Genomic DNA, 18,876 nt, shown 5'->3' on the forward strand with positions numbered 1-18,876 from the left:
GAAGGCGGACCCGATCATGGTGGAGCGTTACGTGATGTCCATCGATCAGGGCACCAATTCCACGCGATGCATCCTGTTCGACCAGGGCGGTCGGCTGGTCTCCGTCGCGCAGCGGGAGCACCAGCAGCACTTCCCCAGACCCGGCTGGGTCGAGCACGACGCCGTCGAGATCTGGCACAACCTGCGCCGGGTGGTGTCCGACGCCATGGCCGGAGCCGGTACCGCCGTCGACGCGGGACAGATCGCCGCCATCGGCCTGGCCAACCAGCGCGAGACCACGGTGCTCTGGGACCGGCGCACGGGGGTGCCGCTGGGCCGGGCGATCGTCTGGCAGGACACGCGCACGGCGCCGCTGGTCGAGGAGCTCAGACAGCGGCCCGGAGAGGAGTTCTTCCTCGACCGGTGCGGTCTGCCGCCCTCCACCTACTTCTCGGCGCTGCGGATCCGCTGGCTGTTCGACCACGTCAAAGGCCTGGAGCAGCGAGCCAAGGACGGTGAGGTGCTGTTCGGCACGATGGAGAGCTGGCTGATCTGGAACCTCACCGGCGGTGCCGACGGCGGACTGCACATGACCGACGCCACCAACGCCAGCCGCACCATGCTGATGAACATCCGCACCCTCGACTGGGACGAGGAACTCCTGACGTTCTTCGGTGTGCCCCGCCCGATGCTGCCCGAGATCAGGTCCAACGCGGAGACCTACGACGAGGCCCACGCGCTGCTTCCCGGCGTTCCCATCGCAGCCGCCCTCGGCGACCAGCAGGCGGCCCTCTTCGGCCAGACCTGCTTCTCCCCGGGAGAGGCCAAGTGCACCTACGGAACGGGCAGCTTTCTGCTGCTCAACACCGGTACCGAGGTCATACGGTCCCGGCACGGCCTGCTCACCACGGTCGCCTACAAGATCGGGGACCGGGAGCCCGTCTACGCCCTGGAAGGGTCGATAGCCGTGACCGGCGCGCTGGTCCAGTGGTTCCGCGACCGACTGGGGCTGATCAGCAGCGCGCCGGAGATCGAGACGCTCGCGCGGACCGTCGAGGACAACGGCGGCTGTTACATCGTCCCCGCGTTCTCCGGCCTGTTCGCACCCCGCTGGCGCAGCGACGCACGCGGCGTCATCGTCGGCCTCACCTCGTACATCACCAGCGGGCACCTGGCCCGGGCCGTCCTGGAGGCCACGGGCTGGCAGACGCGTGAGGTCGTCGACGCCATGAACGCCGACTCCTCGATACCGCTGAAGGAGCTCAAGGTGGACGGCGGCATGACCGCGGACAACCTGCTCATGCAGTTCGTCGCCGACGTGCTCGACGTGCCCGTCGTACGGCCCATGGTCTCCGAGACGGTCTCCCTGGGCGCCGGCTACGCCGCCGGTCTCGCCGCCGGCTACTGGCCGGACCTGGAGGTCCTGCGCCGCAACTGGCACCCGGCCGCCCGCTGGCTGCCGGCCATGGACCCCGGCCACCGGGACTCGGAGTACGACAACTGGCAGCGGGCCGTCGAACGGTCGCTGGGCTGGACGCGGACCTCCGGGTCGTCCTGAGTATTTCCTTTCCGGTATCTGTTTTCCGTCGCCTGTTCATCGTGCCTCCTTTCCGTGTCCTGTCCGCTTCCCTTCGGCCTTGTGTTGGCATGGTGGAAGCCGGTCGTCACGGCCCTTAACGTTCTTTCGTGAGCGCTTTCGCGCAGGAGGAACAAACGAAGGGGAAGCATGTCCGTATTTCCGTCCGGTGAAATGGCCGTGAAGGTCTTCGGCAGGCTTTTCACCGTATTGCTGGAGGACGACGATTTCGCGGCGAAAGCCCGGCAGGAGGGGATGTCCGTCCGGCTCCTGCACACGAAGCCCGACTGCGAGCTCCTCGTGACGCCGGAGGGCGTCCGGGCCGGCGGGGAACAGGCGGGGCCGGCGGCGATCACGCTCCGGATGTCCTGCGACACGGCCCACGCGCTGTGGATGGGGCAGCTCATGGTGCCCGTCGCCATCGCCACGGGCCGGCTCCGGATCCGCGGCAAGGTCGCCAGGGTGCTGGAACTGGTGCCGATGCTGCGCCCCGCGTTCGACCGGTACCCAGAGATCGCGGCCGCCGCCGGCATCGGCGCGTGAACCGCCGCGCGGCCACCCGTTCCGAACACCGAACCAACGCACAAGGAGTGACACCGCACGTGAACACAGCTCTCTCCGAATCCGTGTCCGAGGCGGCGCTGAACTTCGACGTACTGCCGAACGGTGTCGAGCAGTTCAGGGAGGCCGCTCGGGAATTCGCCCGGAACGTCGTCAAACCCCGCGTCCAGGATCTCGACCAGAAACCGGCGGCGCATTTCGACTGGGACCTCGTCGGTCGCGGCCACCGTATCGGTCTCACCCGCGCGGCGATTCCGAAGGAATACGGCGGCCTGGGCGTGGGGATGCTGGGCGTCGCCACCGCACTGGAGGAAGTCGCCGCGGTCTGTCCGGGCACGGCACTGGTCTTCGGGGCCACCCTGCTCGGCCAGGCGCCGGTCCTGCTGTCCGGCGATCCACGCCTGCAGGCCCGCTTCCTGCCCCTGTTCTCCGGTGACGAACCGGTCCTCGCCTGCAACGCGGTCACCGAGGAGGACGCGGGCTGTGACCTCATCGTCCCCGCCCAGGCCGAGCACGCGCGCAACGTCACGACCGCCCGCAGGGACGGCGACGACTACGTGCTGACCGGCCGCAAGCGGTTCATCACCAACGCGAAGGTCGCCGCGTTCGCCTCCGTGTTCGCCAACATGGAGGGCAGCCCGGGGGCGACCGGGCTCACCTCCTTCATCGTTCCCCTGGACCTTCCCGGCGTGGTCCGCGGACCGGTGGCGGACAAGATGGGATACCGCGCGTGCCTGGGCAGCGAGCTGGAGTTCCACGACGTCCGGGTGCCCGCCGAGTACCTGGTCGGCGCGGAGGGCGAGGGCATGGCCATCAACATGGCGCAGAGCAACATGGCGCGCGCCGCGGTGGCCGGCATCTCCACGGGGGTCGCACGCAGCGCCCTGGAACAGGCGATCATCTGGTGCGGTGAACGCGTCCAGGGCGGACGCCACCTCAAGGACCAGCAGTTCACGGCGGCGAAGCTGGCCGGCATGGCGGCCAGGGTCGACGCCGCACGCATGCTGTACCTGCGGGCGGCGGACAAGGTCGACAACGAACTGCCGCCGCCGGTCTACGAACCGGCCGCGGCCAAGCTGTTCGCGGACCGGACCGCGATCGACGTCGCGGAGACGGCCCTTTCGCTGCTGGGCGCCCGCGGCTACCTGCGCTCCTACGGCGTCGAGAAGATGATGCGGGACGCCCTGGGCACCCGGATCTACGAGGGCACCCCGGAAGTCCTGGCACTCGCCATCACCGACAGCCTGTACGCCGAGCGGGACGAGTGGTGAGCGCCCCCGGCCGAGCCGCCGGTCCCGCCTTACCCGCCGTCCCCGCCGCCCCTGCCACGTCCGCAGCCCCGGCTCCGGAGCCCGCCGGTACTTCGGCACCCGAGCCCGTCGGTGTCCGGGACTCCCGCGCCCGGCGCTACGCCCGGGACATCATCGGGCTCCACGACCGGCTCAGCTACCGGCGGCTGCCCACGGAGTTCAGGGGCGACCCGCTCTCCCTCGTCGAGGACCCGCACAGCGCACTGGTCACCGTCACCGGCCGCGACAGCCAGTTCCCCTCCCGCTACCTCAAGGGGCTGCTGGGGTTCCGCCTGGCCCAGTACCTCCGGCTGAACTGGATCTCCGCCGACGCGGTCCACCGCACCGCCGCCTTCCACGAACCACTGCCGCACTCGCCCGTGGAGAACATCCACACCGTGACGCTGTGCGCGCGCTCCGGGAAGATCCGCGGCTACGTCGGGCTGGCCTGCTCCGCGGACACCGAGAGCCTGCCCCTGGACTCCGCCCGCCGTACCCCGTTCCCGACGGAGGCGGCCCACGGCATCGACCTGCTGGGCCGGTACGCACGGCCCGGCCTGGGCACCCACCAGGCCTTCGAGTTCAAGCGGTTCCTGCGGGACCAGACGATGCCGCGGGACGAGCAGTACACCCGCGTCCCCTGGCACCTCATGCTCGGGGTCGGCGAGGCGCTGCTCGGCCTGGGCGACGGCGTGCGGGTCGTACTGGGCGACGCCAAGGAGCATGTCGCCCTGCGCCATCTGCGCCTGGTCGGCTTCGACCTGCACGTCGTGGACGGCACGTCGCCGCGCCTGTCCGCATCGGATCCCATGGCGCCGATCTACCGGCAGACGGTCGTGGCCAAACCGTTCGCCGCCCCGGTGCCCGCGGACATCGGCTGGTACCGCGACGTGGTCCGCTCCTACCTCGACGGGACCAGCGAGCTGGCCTCGTGGCAGGCCGTGATCACCACGCTGGCCGCACGCAGGAGGCAGCCGGGACACCGTTCCGGTCCCGCACGAGGAGGGGCTCTCAGGTGACGGACGGCGAGCGGGAACCGATGTCCGAGACGGCCGCGGGCCCCACGGCGAAGGCCGGGTTCTACGCCGAGCTGACCACCCGTAACGCCGGAGTGGTGCCGGAGGCCGACCAGTGGGCGCTGCGCACGGCCACCGTCCTGGTGGCCGGCTGCGGGTCGATCGGGGGCGCCGCGGTCGAACCGCTGGCCCGGCTCGGCCTGCAGAAGTTCGTCCTCGCCGACCCGGGGACGTACGAACTCAACAATCTCAACCGGCAGTCGGCGACCGCCGCCGACCTCGGCCGGAACAAGGCCTCGCTGGCCGGGGACCGGGTGCGGGCGATCAACCCGCACGCCTCGGTCGAGGTCTGCACCGAGGGGGTCACCCCACGGACCGTCCAGCGGCTGACGGGCTCCTGCCAGGTGATCATCGACGGGGTCGACGTCACCACCCCCGAGGGGTGGCGGGCCAAACTCCTGCTGCACCGCCACGCCGTACGGCGGCGGCTGCCCCTGATCACGGGCTGGGACATGGCGGGCACCCAGTACGTCCGCTGCTACGACTACCGGCACGTCCGCGAACCGTTCGCGGGGGCCATCGGCCCGTACGACGCGGACCGGCACGACATGTGGGAACTGCTGCGCCGGGCCGTGCCGTTGCGGCACGTGCCGACCGACATGCTGGCCGAGATCCGGGCCAACCACGCCCGGACCGACTACAGCTTCCCCCAGGTCGCGTACACGGCCATGGCGTTCGGTGTGCTCAGCTCCCACATGGTGGTGCGGCTGCTGGCCGGACAGCGGGTGCGGGCCGAGGTCCGGCTCGACGTGCACCAGAAGGCCAGGCCGCTGGGGGAGCGGTGGCGCAGCCGGGCGCGGTGGCCGGTGGAACTGGCGGCGCTGCTGCCGGAACTCCTGCGGCTGGCCCGCCGGTCCGGCGCGGGCCGGGCACCGCTGGCCCCGGCGGACCGCGACGCGACCTGAGCCCCGGCACCGCGGCTCCGGCCCCCCGGCCGCGCGTTCACCGGCGACGCACCGGGTGAGAACGCGCGGCCCCCTGACGCAGGCCCGGACGGGGTCCGGCGCCGGCGCCTGCGCAGCCATTGCGACCACGGAGGTGGACATGAGTGTTCGGCAACGGAACGTGCTGTGGACGTTCTTCTGCTGTGGCCTGGGCGTGGCCATGGTGTCGCTCGACAACCTCGTCGTCATCACGGCCCTGCCGTCGATCCGCGAGGACCTCGGCGGGAGCATCCAGCAACTGGAGTGGACCGTCAACGCGTACACCCTCACCTACTCGGTGCTCATGCTGACCGGCGCGGCGCTCGGGGACCGGTTCGGCCGACGCCGGATGTTCGGCATCGGGATGGGCGTCTTCGTCGTCGCGTCGGCCGCGGCCGCGCTGGCCCCCGGTATCGGCGCCCTGATCGCCGCACGCGCCGTACAGGGCCTGGGCGCCGCGCTGTTGATGCCGCTGAACCTGACCATCCTCACGGACGCGGCGCCCGAGCGGCGCCGCGGTGCCCTGCTGGGCGCGATGAGTGCCGTGGAGGGCGTCGCGATCGCCATGGGCCCGCTGCTGGGCGGCGCGGTGGTGGAGCACCTGAGCTGGCAGTGGATCTTCTGGATCAACGTGCCGATCGGTGCGGTGGTGCTGCCGGCCGCCCGGTGGAAGCTCACCGAGAGCCACGGTCCCAGCCCCCGTCTGGACCTGGTGGGCACGGTCCTGGCCAGCGCCGGACTCTTCGGGATCGTCTTCGGCATCATCAACGGGCACGCGGACCACTGGACCGGCGCACGGGTCCTGCCGGCGCTGGCCGGCGGCGCGGCCGTCCTGACGGCTTTCGTGCTCCGGGAGCTGCGGGTCGAACACCCCATGTTCCCGATGAAGTTGTTCCGCCACCGGACGTTCAGTGCGATGAACGTCGCCGGGCTGCTGATGTTCGCCGGCATGTTCGGGTCGGTCTTCCTGCTCACCCAGTTCCTCCAGGGGCCACGCGGCTACTCGCCGCTGGAGGCGGGCCTGCGGATCCTCCCGTGGACCGCCGTGCCGGTGGTCGTGGCGCCCCTGGTGGGCCTGGTCTCCGACCGCGTCGGCGGCCGGACCGTCGTCGCGCTCGGCCTGGCCCTCCAGGCCCTCGGACTGGGGTGGATCGCCGCCCGTGTCTCGCCGACGGTGCCCTATCCCTCGCTGGTGCCCGCGCTGGTGCTGTGCGGCCTGGGCATGACCCTCTACTTCACGCCCACCGCGAACATGGTGATGAGCGCGGTCGGCGCCGGGGACCGCGGCATGGCCTCCGGGGCGATCAGCGCGTTGCGCGAACTCGGCGGCGTGCTCGGTATCGCGGTGCTCGCCTCGGTGTTCTCCGCGCACGGCGACCTCACCACCCCGGACCGGTTCACGGACGGCATGGTTCCGGCGGTGTGGACCGGCGTCGCCCTGATCGCGTGCGGAGCGCTGACGGTCCTGCTGGTACCGCGGCGCCCCCGGGACAACCGCTCCGCCGACGCCGAACCGGCGGTGCCGGGGTGCGTGGGCGACGTGGTGTGACGTGGTGTGACGTGGTGCGGAGGAGACAGCGATGAGCTCACCGATCAGGATTTTGCTGGTGGACGACAGGTCCATCGCCCGCACCGGAATCCGGTCCGTCCTCGACGAGGACGGCGGAATCGAGGTGGTCGGCGAGGTGTCCGACCGTGCGAGCGCGGTGGGCAAGGCCCGTGAACTCCGACCGCACCTGCTGCTCGCCGGTGCCCTCCCGGACCCCGGCGACGCCGTGGAACTGGTCGACCAACTGGCCGCGTACTGCGGCGGAGCCGGGCCCGGTGTCCTGCTGATCACGCACGAGGGGGGTCCGGGTGCGCGGCGCGCCCTGCGGGCCGGGGTGCACGGGGTCGTACTCCACCGTGTCACTCCCGAGCAGTTGCTGTCCGCGATCCACGTCGTGGCGGCCGGCTATCGGATCTTCTTCGACGAGGAGGGCCCACGGCCGGGCGGCGGCCGGTTTCCCGGGGCTACGGAATTCCCCGGCGTCCCGGCTGCGGGGGCGGCGGGATTCGAGATGCTGACCCGGCGCGAGCGGGAGGTGTTCCGGCTGCTGGCCCAGGGGCTGAGCAATACGGAGATCTCCGCGGTGCTGGTGCTGAGCGAAAACACCGTGAAATCCCATGTGCAACGGCTGCTGGAGAAACTGCACCTGCGCAACCGGGTGCACGCGGTCATCCACGCCTACCGGATGGGCCTGATGGCACCGCTCTGCCCGGAGCCCGGCAGGCAGCGGACCGGCGACCACGCTCCGGGGGCGCTTCAGTGAGCCTGTGACACTCCGCGCGAGCCCTGTTGAGCGCACGGCGCTCAACAGGGCTCGTTTCGTTGCCTGTTGTGAAGATCAGTCGCTGGATTCGAGGAGATATCCACGTCCGCTCGCGGTCCTGATGCGCAGCCCGAGCGCGACCACCTTGCGCCGGATTCTCATGATGTGCAGGTCCAGGGCGTTCTGGCTGTCCGTTCCGCGCCGCGCGCGGAGCAGGGCGATCAGCTCGTGCCGGGCCACGAGGGTGCCGTAGCGCTCGACCAACGGCTGCAGCAGGTTCATCTGGGTCGGTGACACGGGCACCATCCGGGTGCCGTACCGCAGCAGTCCGTCCTGATCGAGGACGGGGATCCGGTGCGTGCCGGCTCTGGCCCGGAGCGCCGCCACCCGGGCGGCGAAGTCGGCCCTGCTGACCGGCGCCCGGATCCAGTCCTCCCGTGAGTCGCTGGGAACCGGCGGAACCGCGCCGTGCTCCACCACGAGGAGCCGGAGGATTCCCCGACGCCGCAACTGCTCCAGCTCCTGCACCTCGACCGGCCAGCGCAGGACCCGCACGTCCTGGATGGCTGAGAATAACTGCCCCTCACTGTATTGAGGCACGAATTGGCTTCCCCTTTCGGATGGATAGAAATATGCGATGCGCCGTTCGTCGTGCTCCCCCTGCTGCATTACTACCTCACTATGCAGCGTGTCCAAGCGTCGCTGCAACAACTGAATTATTGAGGCCCCGTCCGGTTATCTCCATAAAATAGGACAGGTGGTGGACTGCTAATAGTTCTAATGGTCCTTTGTGTGGCCCACCGGACCTGCCCGTATCTCGTGAAAAAGAGTGAAGCGCCGGGCCGTGCGGGGAGAGTAGATTTCTCCGGGCGGATGTATCGAAGGAAGCGGTCGATATTCGAAGGCGCCGGGAAACACATGAAAAGGGCCGAAGAAATTCTCACCACCGGGGAATTACTGATCGCCATTATGGCGCTCGTGCGGGCCGGACTCCCACGGACCTCGGGGGAGACTCCGGGGAACCTCCCGCCGGCGACGCAAGGCAAGAGACAGGAACACCACGCGGAAGGAACCCGTCATGCTGCCCGCGACCACTGAAGCGAACCGGCCCCGCGCCGGCCGGCGTACACCCCCGAGCACCGAGGTGCTGGTGACGGGCCTCGGCGCGACCACCCCGCTCGGCGGTGACGTTCCGTCCAGCTGGGCGGCGCTGCTGTCCGGACGGTCCGGCGTCTCCCGGCTGGACGCCCCCTGGGCCGAGCAGCTGCCCGTCCGCATCGCGGGCGCCATGTACGAGGACCCGGCCGACCGGCTGGACCGGATCCAGCGGCGGCGGCTGGACCGCAGTCAGGCTGCCGCGGTGGTGGCGGCCCGGGAGGCGTGGACGGACGCCGGCGCGCCGCCGGTCGAGGCCGAACGGCTCGCGGTGGTCGTGGGGACCGGCATCGGCGGCGGGCTCACCCTCCTCGAACAGGACGACCGGCTGGAGGAACGGGGCCCACGCGCCATCTCCCCGTACACGGTGCCCATGCTGATGCCCAACGGCAGTGCCGCGGCGGTCGGGCTGCTGCTGGGCGCCCGGGCGGGCACGCACGCGCCGACCAGCGCCTGTGCGTCCGGCGCCGAGGCGCTGGCGGTCGGCACGCTGCTGATCCGTTCGGGCCGCGCCGACGTGGTCGTCGCGGGCGGCACGGACGCCTGCCTGCACCCGCTGGCACTCGGCGCGTTCGCCCGGATGCGGGCCCTCTCCCTGCGCAACGACGCCCCGGACCGGGCGTCCCGGCCGTTCGACCGGGAGCGCGACGGGTTCGTCATGTCCGAGGGCGCGGGCATGGTCGTCCTGGAGCGCGGCGACTTCGCCCGGGCGCGCGGCGCGCGCGTGCACGCGGCCCTGTCGGGCGCGGGGGTCACGTCCGACGCGTACGACGTGACACTCCCGGCCGCGGAGGGCCAGACCCGGGCCATCAGGGCGGCGTTACGGGACGCCGGCCTGACCGGGGCCGACATCGACCATGTGAACGCGCATGCCACCGGCACCCCGGTGGGCGACGTCACCGAGGCAGGGGCGGTACGGGAGGCCGTGGGCCCGCATCCGGCGGTCACCGCCTGCAAGTCCGCCACCGGCCACCTGCTGGGTGCCTCCGGCGCGGTCGAGGCCGTCTTCACCGTCCTCAGCCTGGAACACGGGCTGATCCCCCCGGTCCGCAACCTGGACCAGGCGTCGGACGGGATCGAGCTCGACCTGGTGTCCGGCGAGCCGCGGCGGGTCCCCGCCCGGGCGGCGCTGTCCACGTCCTTCGGGTTCGGGGGCCACAACGTGGTGCTCGCCTTCACGAGGCAGCACGCGGTGCGGCCCGGTCCCGACAGGCCGTCAGAAGGCGTGCGACGGCCGCCGGGTGGGTGACCTGGGGGCAGTGCCCCGCGGCCTCGATCACCGTGACCGGCCTGTCCACGGGCTCGGCCGGCGCGTCCGCCGACCCGACGACGATCTCCACGGGCAGCCGCAACTCCCGCAGCACCCGGCGCAGTTCCGCACGCCGGCGGTGGGCGTCGCGCACGGCGGCGACCACCCGGCGGGCGGCCCCCGCACGCCGCAGGTCCAGCGTGAGAGCGTCCGGACCGGGGCCCTCGGGCAGGCCGAGCGAACGGGCCAGCCGGGCGGCGGGGGCCGCGCGCAACAGCGGTACGGCCAGCGGCGAGCGCAGCAACGCGGCGGACGGCCGCTGCAGGAAGGCCGGTGCGATCAGCACGAGTGCGGCGAGACGGTCGGGGTGGGCCGCGGCGTAGCGCAGGGCGGGGCCGCACGCGAGCGAGTGCGCCACGAGCACCGGCCGGGTCTCCACCGGGCGCAGCAGGTCGGCGAGCCAGTCGTCGAGAGTTCCGGTGCTCGCTCCCGACCTGCCGAAGCCGGGAAGGTCGGGAGCGAGCACGGGCGCGTCCAGGCGGTCCGCCGTCCCCGCCCAGGCGTCGGCGCTCAGCAGGAGCCCGTGCAACAGCACGTATCCGGGGCGCCGTCGCTCTCCCGTCACCCAGGTCCGGGTGCCCGCCACGCCGTGGAAGCCGTACGGACGGGGGCACCGGCCGGAGCGGCCGAAGCGGGTGGCGACCAGGTCGTCCGCCCAGGCGCGCAGCGCCTCCCGCACCGGCGCCATGGACAGTCCGTGCGCCGCGGACAGGGCACGGGCGGGGGCCGTGTCGTAGCGGTCGGCCGACAGGAACGACAGGGTCTCGGGATCCGCCCGGGTGATCGCACGGGGCAGTCTGCGCAGCACCCCCACCGGGACCGAGCGGCGCGGTGCGCGTACCCCCATGTGCTCCGCGAGCAGGCCGACCAGCGCCGGCAGTTCGGGGGTCGCGTCGTCCAGCACCCAGTAGGCGCGGCCCGCGCTCCCGGGGTCCTGCGGAAGCGCGGCCAGGAACCCGACGAAGTGGTCCAGGGTCACCACCGGAAGGAAGATGCCGGGACCGCCGGGCAGGGCCGGCAGCCGGCCCCGCCACAGACCGGCGACCACCTCGGCCAGCCCGAGGTACTGTCCCGGCCCGATCACCGTGCTGGGATTGGCGATGCTCAGCGGCACCCCCAGTGCGCGGGCGGCGGCCCGCACCGCCGCGTCGCCCTCCTGCTTCGAGGCCTCGTAGGCACCCTGCCGGCGGTAGTCCGGCGGCCGCCGGTGTGCGGCGGCCATGCGGTAGCCGCTGATGTGGACCACCCGGCGCAGCCTCGGCAGGCCCGCCGCCCACTCGACCACATGCACGGCGCCCGTCACGTTGACCGCCCGCGCCTCGGCCGCCGCGATGCCGAACGCGAAACGGGCCGCGGTGTTGTAGACGTCGCGGATCCCGGACAGCCCCTCGTCGGGAAGACCGAGACCGGGAGCGGTGATGTCGGCCCGGACCACCGCCAGAGCGGTACGGTCCACCCCCTGCCCGTCGAGCCACGCCGTCAGCCCGTCCCCGGAACCGCGCACGGCTGCCACCACCCCCCGGCCGCCGCGCAGGAGTTCGGCCACCAGGGAGCGGCCGATGAAGCCCCCGGCGCCGAAGACGATCGAGTCCGAGAGCATGCCGTCTCCTTGCCCGGGCCTGAATGCCGTGTCGGCGCCCGGGGAACAGGACCGGGAGTCCCGCCCGCGGAGCGGCCCCCACCGTACCGAACGATCCGTGGCGAAGCGGACGAATCACGCCGCACCACACGATCGGGGTGAGGTGCGCACGCCGTCCTCGTGGCATGCGCCGGTGCGCCCGCGCTCCGGCAGATCGATGCCCAGCTCCCGCCCAGGCTCCGCACGGTCTCGCTCAACGCGGGCTGGGACAGGCGCAGTTCATCGGCCGCCGGCGCAGGGAGCCGAGCCGGGTCACGGCCGCTGTGTATTCCAGCTGTTCGGTCCGCACCCGGCGGAATGCGCCGCCATTCGGAGCGGGTTCAAGGGTTTCCCTGTCACGCGTTCGTGAAATTCAATGGTCCGCGATACGAGAACGGTCGGGTTTTCCTTGACGTCCGTCGGCGCCGACTGCGAGCATCGACGGCATGAAGATGCGACTGGACCTCACGCGGCGACGCCACGTCGACCTCGCGCGCGTCTCCAGCGCCTCCTGTTGCGCCGCGGCCTGATCGGCACCCACCAAGATCCGCCGCGCTCTTCTCCGCCCTCTTCACCTCCCCCTTCCCCGCCCGAATTCAGCGGGCCCGCGTGTGCACCGCACCGGGCGCCGCCGAATTCCGGCGTGCCTGAAAACTCGTGACAGGAGTTCCGCGTGCCCGCCGCGCCCGTGAAATTCGCCGTCGGCGGTGGCGCCGAGCTGGCCCGGACACCGGGGTGCCGGAGGGCGGGGTGGACCGCGGCGATCATCTTGAGGCGCTCGGTGGCGAGCAGCAGGGCGAGGCTGAAGCTGGTCGACTCGTGCTGGTACTCGGTGCCGTGGCCGGCCATGTAGCGGACCTGGCTGAGCGCAACTGGAGGCCCGGCTCCCCGACAGCGAGCCCGAACCCGCCCAGGCCCGCGCCTGACCCTCGCTCCGCCGCGACGCCGCGACGCCACGAAGGAGGCAGCTCCATGGCCACCGTCCTCTCCGTCTCCGGCAGCCCCTCCGCCGCCTCCCGCACCGGCCGCCTGCTGCGCCACCTCGACCGGCGACTGGCCGCCCAGGGCCACGAGGTCGTCCCGCTCGACGTCCGCACCATCCCCGCCGAGGCCCTGCTCGGCGCCGACGTCCGGCACCCGGCGATCGTCGAGGCGACCGAGCTGTTCGCCCGCGCGGACGGGGTCGTGATCGGCACCCCGGCCTACAAGGCGTCGTACTCAGGAGTCCTCAAGGCGCTCCTCGACAAGGACATCACCGTGAGCGAGGACTGCACCCTGGTCCTCGCGCCGGCCGCCGCCGAGGCTCTCACCCCGGCCGTGGACCAGTTCTCGGTCGCGCTCCTCGGCCGGCTGCCCGCCCTGGCCGCGGCGAGCTGACCCGATGACCGCCCACGTCATCGCCGACGACACCGAGGCACTCGCCGTGGCGAGAGTCCTGGCCGACGAGTTCCGCTCCGGGGCAGCCGGCCGGGACTCCGAACGCAGGCTGCCCCGAGCCGAGTTGGACCGTCTGTCGGCCTCCGGCCCGCAGGGCGTCACCGCGCCTGCCGAGCACGGCGGCGCCGACGTCGGCGCCCAGATCCTCGCGGAGATCTTCCGGCGCCTGGGGTCCGCCGACGGCAGCCTCGCCCGGATCCCGCAGAGCCACTTCGCGTACGTCAATGTGACCAGCCGTCAGGGCACCGAGAAGCAGCGCAAGTTCTTCTTCGCCGCACTGCTCGTCGGCCGCCGCTTCGGCAACGCCCAGTCCGAGGCCGGAACGAAACACGTCCAGGACATGTCCGCACCGGCACTGGCGGGACGCCCGGCCCCACACCCTGCACGACCCGACCCGCTGGAAGATCCAGCGCGGCGGCCGGTACGTCCTCAACGACACCCGGCCGCCCCGCCACGGCCTGCTGCGACCTCCCGCCCTGCCCTTCGATCGGAGACCCCCGTGTCGCTCGCCTTCCACTGGTTCCTGCCCACCAACGGGGACAGCCGGCACGTCGTCGGCGGCGGCCACGGCACGCCCGCGACGGCCTCCGGACGGGACCGGCCGCCGACGGTGGCCTATCTGAGCCAGATCGCCAGGGCCGCCGAGGACCTCGGCTTCGTGGGGGCGCTCACCCCGACCGGCGCCTGGTGCGAGGACGCGTGGCTGACCACGGCGATGGTCAGCCAGCACACCGAGCGGCTGAAGTTCCTGGTCGCCTTCCGGCCGGGATTCGTCTCGCCGACGCTCGCCGCGCAGATGGCCTCCACCTTCCAGCGGCAGACCGGCGGACGGCTGCTGCTCAACGTGGTGACCGGCGGCGAGAGCAACGAACAGCGGGCCTACGGTGACTTCCTCGACAAGGACGCCCGTTATCGCCGCACCGGTGAGTTCCTGGAGGTCGTACGGGCTCTCTGGGAGGGCAAGGCGGTCGACCTGGACGGGGAGCACCTCCGGGTCGAGGACGCCAGACTGGCCCGGGTGCCGGAGCCGGTTCCCGAGGTGTACTTCGGGGGGTCCTCGCCGGTCGCGGGCGAGATCGCGGCCCGCTCCGTGGACGTGTACCTGACCTGGGGGGAGCCGCCGGCCCAGGTCGCCGAGAAGATCGCCTGGATCCGGGGGCTCGCGGCGGCCCGGGGACGCACCCCGCGGTTCGGGATCCGGCTGCATGTCATCACCCGGGACACCTCCGAGCAGGCGTGGGCCGAGGCGGGGCGGCTGCTGGACGGGTTCGACCCGGACACCGTGCGGTCGGTGCAGTCGGGGCTCGCCCGCAGCGAGTCGGAGGGGCAGCGGCGGATGCTGGCGCTGCACGGCGGACGGCGGGACGCCCTGGAGATCCACCCCAACCTGTGGGCGGGCATCGGGCTGGTACGCGGCGGCGCAGGGACCGCCCTGGTCGGCTCCCACGACGAGGTCGCCGAGCGGATCAAGGAGTACGCGGCCCTCGGTATCGAGGAGTTCGTGCTTTCCGGGTACCCGCATCTGGAGGAGGCGTACTGGTTCGGGGAAGGGGTGCTGCCCCGGCTGGCCGCCCAGGGCGTGTGGCGGCATCCCGGAGGCAAGGGCGAAGCGCCGACGGCGCAGGTGCCGTGCGCGTCCTGAGGCCTTGGGCCCGTTCGCCCGAAGGGAGCAGCAGAAGTTGCGTCACTCGTCCGGCGGGCCTGGCGTGCAGTCGGTTCGCGCGGCCGGGAGCCTAGGATCCATCACCGGACAAAAGGGGCATCCGCTGCCTTGTCGGCTTGGGTGGGTCTACCTCACGACCGAAGGAGACGGGATGTCGCGCCGTGCGGGAAGAACCCGTTGGAGACGGTTCGCGGTGATCCTGGTGCCCGGTGTCGCCGCCTGCGCCGCCGTCGGTGTCGCCATGGCGCAGGGTGTGCTCGCCGCCTCGTTCTTCATCTCCGGCCAGAAGTTCCAGGTCGCCGCCGACTCCCTGACCGCCCGCGGCTTCAGCCTCTACGGCATGATCGACGTGACCAGGAAACACGAACTCGTCCCCGTCGCCGTCTCCGGATTCCGGCACGCGACCGTCAGCGGACTGTGCCAGTCCGTCGTCGTCGACGTCCCGGTGCTGGGCACCCAGACGCTGCGGCTCACCGGTGGCGACGGCCGGCCGGTCGAGGCCTCGAACCTCTTCATCGACGCGACGACCGAGTCGGTCGGTCAGGCGAACTTCGACGGCCTCGACATCGGCGTCGCGCAGGGAGCCCTCACCAAGGGCCCGGTCAGGTCCGCAGACCGGAACTCGCGGTTCTTCGACCCCGACGGCGTCGCCCAGCAGGCGCTGTCGACCACCCTGACCGACGTGCGGGTGAGCGCGGTCGCGGTCTCGGCCGGCACGTTCAACATCCCGGGCCTGCGGGTCCGGCTCCAGCAGGGCGACCACGCATGCTTCTGATCCGGCGGACCGCCGCCGACAGGAGACGTGAACTGCTCGCGAGGGCGCCGGAGTTCCGAAGCAGGTTTCGCAGCTGGCGGGGCGAACGGCCCTTCTGGGCAGGGCTGTTCACCTTCGCCGCCGGCCTGCCCATCCTCTACTGGCCCTACGCGAACCTGACCCTGGGCGGGATTCCGCTCGCCCTGTCGACCACGTCGGGCGCCGGGTCGCTGCTGATCGGAACCCTGCTCCTGGCCCTGGGTATCGCGCTCTGCTGCCGCCCCCACCTGCGGGTGTTCGCCGGGATCGCCACCCTGCTGCTCGCCCTGGTCTCCTTCCCCGTCGCCAACTTCGGCGGCCTCTTCCTCGGCGTGGCCTGCGGTCTGACCGGCGGCTCGCTGGCCTGTGCCTGGCTGCCGCCCCCGGCCGACGAGCCGTCGGCGGCGGAAGCGGGGTGCGGTGGCACCTGACCGGTTCGGGGGCGCGGTCCGGCCGCTCGCGGCGGCGCTGGCCGTGGTCGGCGTGGCCGTGCTCCTGCACGTCCACGTGGAGCGGGCGGTCGGCGGTCCGGGCGGCGTGGGCAGCGCTTCCGGCGCCCGGCTCGACGCGTCGCCCCCGGTGCGCGTCGCGAAGGGCTTCTGCGTGCTCCGTGCGGACCGGCTCGTACTGCGCGGCGCGCGGTTCCGCGGGGTGGTCTCGGTGCGCACCGGAGCCGGGACCGTCCGGGCCCTGAAGTTCACCGTACGGTCGCTGGACGCCGTCAGCCTCGACCTGACCGCGGGCCGGGGCCGCGCGGCGATGCGTCTGTGGGCGAGGCCGGCGAGCACCTCGACGCTCAAGGGGCAGGGGGCGGGCGGGGTGGCGACCCTCTACGTCCGCAGACTGACCGGCAGGGTCACCGGCCTCGGCGGCGGCCCGCTCCCGGCACACCGCTCCGTCGCCGTCACCCCCGACGCCGTACCCCGCTGGCTCTCGCACCCGGCCGGTCCCGCCACCACCCGCACCATCACGTTCGCCGCGGCGACCGCCTCCCAGATCACCCAGTTCGGCGGCCGGCTGTCCGTCAGGGGCCCGCGACTGCGGACGACCGCGCAGGGACCGCACCGGGCATGACCTGTCGTCTCGAACCCGCTCGGAGCACCGGCCACCCGGGGCGCGCCCGACGCCGCGTCAGGAGCGATGGCACGGGCCGGTCATGCGGTCGCACCCGTGCGTCACCGAGGAGGAAGGGCGTGCCGGACGGCGGTCGGGCTCCCGAACCTCGTTCGGAGCCGACGTGACGGGTCACCGGGGTGCAGTCAGCCCCCGCGACTCCAGCACGCGCCGCTGGGCCCGCTCGGGAGGGACCTTCGTGCAGACGATCGGGGCGGCCGGACCGATGACCTGGGCGGTGATGCCCACCCAGGACGGGGCGCGTCCACCGCGTTGCCGACGGCCAGGACGACGGCGATGAACCGGACGCGGGGCGAGCGTCACAGTCGGACAGCAAGAGCGTGACCCTCGTCATGACGATGCGCGGAGGACCGGCGCGCCTCGGTCATGCCGACCGGTCGAGGCGCTTGGGATGGGCGGGGCCGTCGCCGTGGTGGTCGTCGGCGTGACCCGGGCGGCCGACGACCGTGTCGGGGCTCGGCCCGCTGCCGGTCGGACGTCCGGTCGAGCCCGGCCGGGGCCGCACCCGGGGACACGGCTGCGCGGCCCTGTCGCCGGTCGGCGACAGCGGAGGGCTGCCCGTCGGTCCCCGGCGGTGGGCGGTCGGCTGCTTCGCTCGTGCGACGCGTGAGCCGGCCGCCCACCGTGGGCAGGTCAGCCCTCGATCCAGCCGTGGTTCTTCGCGAACTGGGCCAGCGCGCCCCGGACCCGCACGATCTCCTCGGCGGTGAGCGTGGGCGCCGACGCCAGCAGCGTCTCGGTGACCTCGCGGGTGAACTCCTCCGCGCTGAGCAGATCGCACAGCGAGTCGTCGTCCGGCCCGAGCGTCCTGACGTCGGCGCCGCGGGCGAGCCGGACGCCGGACGCCTTCGGACCACGCTCGCCGGCCTCGATGTCGAACTCCACGGCCACGCCGGGACGGACGTAGGACTCGGCCATCTGCATGTCGTTCACATGCAGGAAGACGTCCTCTCCGCCACCGTCCGGAGCGATGAACCCGTACCCGCGCGAGCTGTCGAACCGCACCACACGACCAGAAACCATGAGAAACCCCCAACCAAACCGGGCCACCTGCCCGGACACCTGGGTCCGATGGTAGTCAAGACCGGCCCGGTCGGTCGACCGGGCCCACCGCGGGACGTTGCGACGGCGAGGGAACTCGGTGCGCTGACACAGAAGTTGATGTGGAAAGCTGTCGCCAGCCGTCGGTGGGCCATGGGGAGCCGGGACGGTCGTTGAGAGGAGTGCACGTGACGCAGGACGGCATCGGGGCCATGGAGATCGACACCAGCAAGCCGCATCCGGCCCGGATCTACGACTACCTGCTGGGTGGCAAGGACAACTACGAGGTGGACCGGAAGGCCGGTGACCAGCTCGCCTCCGTCGCGCCCGAGGTGTGGATCTCGGTACGGGCCAACCGCGGCTTCCTCCAGCGCGCGGTCCGGTACGTCATCGAGAGCGGGGTCCGCCAGATCCTCGACATCGGCACCGGGCTGCCCACGTCGCCGAACGTGCACGAGATAGCCCAGGAACTGGCGCCGGACGTCCGTGTCGCCTACGTCGACAACGACCCGATCGTGAAGGCCCACGGCGACGCGCTGCTCAGCCGGGCCGGCTCCACCAGCATCGTCCTCGCCGACCTGCGCGACCCGCTGTCCGTGATCGACCACCCCGAGGTGCGCCGGGTCATCGACTTCGGCGAGCCGGTGGCGCTGTTCCTCGTCGCCATCCTGCACTTCATCCGCGACGAGGAGGAGCCGGAGCGGATCGTGGCCACCCTGCGCGACGCGCTCCCGGCCGGCAGCATCCTGGTGCTCTCGCACGCCACCGACGACTTCGCCGACGACCGCAGCGAGGCCCAGGCCGTCTACAACAACGCGACCGCCTCCATGAACCTGCGCCCGCGGGCCCGGGTCGAGGCGTTCTTCGACGGGTTCGAGCTGGTCGAACCCGGCGTGACACAGGTCCCGTTCTGGCGCCCGGACGCCACCCCGCCGGCCGGCTCCGAGGAGATCGGCTTCTACGGCGCGGTGGCGGTCAGGAAGGACTGAGGCGCCGTCGGGCACCGCGCG

General features: G+C 72.2%; 18 protein-coding genes and 3 pseudogenes. 16 read left to right on the forward strand and 5 right to left on the reverse strand.

Features of this window, described 5'->3' with window-relative positions; translation table 11 throughout:
- Positions 1–16: 16 nt before the first annotated feature.
- The 7 genes from glpK to IEZ11_RS17095 all read left to right on the forward strand — a co-directional run bounded on the left by glpK (position 17) and on the right by IEZ11_RS17095 (position 7,716).
- A complete protein-coding gene (gene glpK / locus IEZ11_RS17065) occupies positions 17–1,537 on the forward strand; it encodes a glycerol kinase GlpK (RefSeq protein ID WP_189263616.1) in 1,521 nt (506 codons plus the stop codon).
- Between the two features lie 168 nt (positions 1,538–1,705).
- Positions 1,706–2,098 carry an SCP2 sterol-binding domain-containing protein gene (locus IEZ11_RS17070; protein WP_189263617.1) on the forward strand — a complete coding sequence of 131 codons (393 nt, stop codon included), beginning with the start codon at positions 1,706–1,708 and terminating at the stop codon, positions 2,096–2,098.
- A 59-nt stretch (positions 2,099–2,157) separates the two neighbouring features.
- Entirely contained in the window at positions 2,158–3,387 is a 1,230-nt protein-coding gene (locus IEZ11_RS17075; RefSeq protein WP_189263618.1) for an acyl-CoA dehydrogenase family protein, read from the forward strand.
- Positions 3,384–4,424: a hypothetical protein gene (locus IEZ11_RS17080; protein ID WP_189263619.1), complete on the forward strand. Its 1,041-nt coding sequence runs from the start codon at positions 3,384–3,386 to the stop codon at positions 4,422–4,424. The genes IEZ11_RS17075 and IEZ11_RS17080 overlap by 4 nt, the downstream gene beginning before the upstream one ends.
- Positions 4,421–5,386 carry a ThiF family adenylyltransferase gene (locus tag IEZ11_RS17085; protein WP_229713080.1) on the forward strand — a complete coding sequence of 322 codons (966 nt, stop codon included), beginning with the start codon at positions 4,421–4,423 and terminating at the stop codon, positions 5,384–5,386. The genes IEZ11_RS17080 and IEZ11_RS17085 overlap by 4 nt, the downstream gene beginning before the upstream one ends.
- A 139-nt stretch (positions 5,387–5,525) precedes the next feature.
- Positions 5,526–6,953, forward strand: a complete 1,428-nt coding sequence (locus IEZ11_RS17090) for an MFS transporter (protein WP_189263620.1) — start codon at positions 5,526–5,528, stop codon at positions 6,951–6,953.
- A gap of 31 nt (positions 6,954–6,984) precedes the next feature.
- Positions 6,985–7,716, forward strand: coding sequence for a LuxR C-terminal-related transcriptional regulator (locus tag IEZ11_RS17095; protein WP_189263621.1), 732 nt, complete (start codon positions 6,985–6,987; stop codon positions 7,714–7,716).
- Positions 7,717–7,791: 75 nt separating this feature from the next.
- Here IEZ11_RS17095 and IEZ11_RS17100 read toward each other — a convergent pair whose 3' ends face one another.
- Entirely contained in the window at positions 7,792–8,316 is a 525-nt protein-coding gene (locus tag IEZ11_RS17100) for a helix-turn-helix domain-containing protein (protein ID WP_229713082.1), read from the reverse strand.
- A 478-nt stretch (positions 8,317–8,794) separates the two neighbouring features.
- On the opposite strand from IEZ11_RS17100, the gene IEZ11_RS17105 reads away from it, so the two are divergent.
- Positions 8,795–10,120, forward strand: a complete 1,326-nt coding sequence (locus IEZ11_RS17105; protein ID WP_189263623.1) for a beta-ketoacyl-[acyl-carrier-protein] synthase family protein — start codon at positions 8,795–8,797, stop codon at positions 10,118–10,120.
- Here the strand turns inward: IEZ11_RS17105 and IEZ11_RS17110 are convergent.
- Together IEZ11_RS17110 and IEZ11_RS50870 are read right to left on the reverse strand one after the other, a co-directional pair.
- Positions 10,047–11,780 carry an alpha/beta fold hydrolase gene (locus IEZ11_RS17110; RefSeq protein WP_189263624.1) on the reverse strand — a complete coding sequence of 578 codons (1,734 nt, stop codon included), beginning with the start codon at positions 11,778–11,780 and terminating at the stop codon, positions 10,047–10,049. The two genes, IEZ11_RS17105 and IEZ11_RS17110, sit on opposite strands and share 74 nt — an antisense overlap.
- A gap of 165 nt (positions 11,781–11,945) precedes the next feature.
- Positions 11,946–12,108 (reverse strand): annotated as a pseudogene (locus tag IEZ11_RS50870) (LysR family transcriptional regulator); the annotation flags it as partial.
- Positions 12,109–12,250: 142 nt separating this feature from the next.
- Here IEZ11_RS50870 and IEZ11_RS52440 point away from each other — a divergent pair.
- Positions 12,251–12,328 carry a putative leader peptide gene (locus tag IEZ11_RS52440; protein ID WP_350786652.1) on the forward strand — a complete coding sequence of 26 codons (78 nt, stop codon included), beginning with the start codon at positions 12,251–12,253 and terminating at the stop codon, positions 12,326–12,328.
- Positions 12,329–12,480: 152 nt separating this feature from the next.
- Here the strand turns inward: IEZ11_RS52440 and IEZ11_RS50875 are convergent.
- Positions 12,481–12,668: pseudogene (locus tag IEZ11_RS50875) on the reverse strand (LLM class flavin-dependent oxidoreductase); the annotation flags it as partial.
- A gap of 102 nt (positions 12,669–12,770) precedes the next feature.
- Between IEZ11_RS50875 and IEZ11_RS17120 the strand changes: the two are divergent.
- From IEZ11_RS17120 to IEZ11_RS17145, 6 genes and pseudogenes are all read left to right on the forward strand, one after another.
- Positions 12,771–13,175 (forward strand): NAD(P)H-dependent oxidoreductase, encoded by a 405-nt coding sequence (locus IEZ11_RS17120; protein ID WP_189263626.1) that lies wholly within the window; start codon positions 12,771–12,773, stop codon positions 13,173–13,175.
- Positions 13,176–13,179: 4 nt separating this feature from the next.
- A pseudogene (locus IEZ11_RS17125) lies at positions 13,180–13,578 on the forward strand (acyl-CoA dehydrogenase family protein); the annotation flags it as partial.
- 156 nt (positions 13,579–13,734) lie between these two features.
- A complete protein-coding gene (locus IEZ11_RS17130) occupies positions 13,735–14,877 on the forward strand; it encodes an LLM class flavin-dependent oxidoreductase (protein WP_189263918.1) in 1,143 nt (380 codons plus the stop codon).
- A gap of 172 nt (positions 14,878–15,049) precedes the next feature.
- Positions 15,050–15,673: a DUF6230 family protein gene (locus tag IEZ11_RS17135; RefSeq protein WP_189263627.1), complete on the forward strand. Its 624-nt coding sequence runs from the start codon at positions 15,050–15,052 to the stop codon at positions 15,671–15,673.
- Complete coding sequence (locus IEZ11_RS17140) at positions 15,664–16,122, forward strand: DUF6114 domain-containing protein (protein WP_229713084.1); 459 nt, start codon at positions 15,664–15,666, stop codon at positions 16,120–16,122. The genes IEZ11_RS17135 and IEZ11_RS17140 overlap by 10 nt, the downstream gene beginning before the upstream one ends.
- Positions 16,112–16,765, forward strand: a complete 654-nt coding sequence (locus tag IEZ11_RS17145; protein ID WP_189263937.1) for a hypothetical protein — start codon at positions 16,112–16,114, stop codon at positions 16,763–16,765. The genes IEZ11_RS17140 and IEZ11_RS17145 overlap by 11 nt, the downstream gene beginning before the upstream one ends.
- 693 nt (positions 16,766–17,458) lie before the next feature.
- Here the strand turns inward: IEZ11_RS17145 and IEZ11_RS17150 are convergent.
- Positions 17,459–17,848: a cold-shock protein gene (locus IEZ11_RS17150; protein WP_189263628.1), complete on the reverse strand. Its 390-nt coding sequence runs from the start codon at positions 17,846–17,848 to the stop codon at positions 17,459–17,461.
- Between the two features lie 206 nt (positions 17,849–18,054).
- Between IEZ11_RS17150 and IEZ11_RS17155 the strand changes: the two genes are divergently transcribed.
- Positions 18,055–18,855: an SAM-dependent methyltransferase gene (locus tag IEZ11_RS17155; protein WP_229713086.1), complete on the forward strand. Its 801-nt coding sequence runs from the start codon at positions 18,055–18,057 to the stop codon at positions 18,853–18,855.
- Positions 18,856–18,876: the final 21 nt, after the last annotated feature.

It is taken from the genome of Streptomyces fuscichromogenes (assembly GCF_014645815.1).
GTDB lineage: Bacteria > Actinomycetota > Actinomycetes > Streptomycetales > Streptomycetaceae > Streptomyces > Streptomyces fuscichromogenes.

Coding starts and splice junctions, on each gene's coding strand:
- glpK (WP_189263616.1), top strand. CDS start 17: ATGGTGGAGCGTTACGTGATGTCCATCGATCAGGGCACCAATTCCACG.
- IEZ11_RS17070 (WP_189263617.1), top strand. CDS start 1,706: ATGTCCGTATTTCCGTCCGGTGAAATGGCCGTGAAGGTCTTCGGCAGG.
- IEZ11_RS17090 (WP_189263620.1), top strand. CDS start 5,526: ATGAGTGTTCGGCAACGGAACGTGCTGTGGACGTTCTTCTGCTGTGGC.
- IEZ11_RS17095 (WP_189263621.1), top strand. CDS start 6,985: ATGAGCTCACCGATCAGGATTTTGCTGGTGGACGACAGGTCCATCGCC.
- IEZ11_RS17105 (WP_189263623.1), top strand. CDS start 8,795: ATGCTGCCCGCGACCACTGAAGCGAACCGGCCCCGCGCCGGCCGGCGT.
- IEZ11_RS17110 (WP_189263624.1), bottom strand. CDS start 11,780: ATGCTCTCGGACTCGATCGTCTTCGGCGCCGGGGGCTTCATCGGCCGC.
- IEZ11_RS52440 (WP_350786652.1), top strand. CDS start 12,251: ATGCGACTGGACCTCACGCGGCGACGCCACGTCGACCTCGCGCGCGTC.
- IEZ11_RS17120 (WP_189263626.1), top strand. CDS start 12,771: ATGGCCACCGTCCTCTCCGTCTCCGGCAGCCCCTCCGCCGCCTCCCGC.
- IEZ11_RS17135 (WP_189263627.1), top strand. CDS start 15,050: ATGTCGCGCCGTGCGGGAAGAACCCGTTGGAGACGGTTCGCGGTGATC.
- IEZ11_RS17140 (WP_229713084.1), top strand. CDS start 15,664: ATGCTTCTGATCCGGCGGACCGCCGCCGACAGGAGACGTGAACTGCTC.
- IEZ11_RS17150 (WP_189263628.1), bottom strand. CDS start 17,848: ATGGTTTCTGGTCGTGTGGTGCGGTTCGACAGCTCGCGCGGGTACGGG.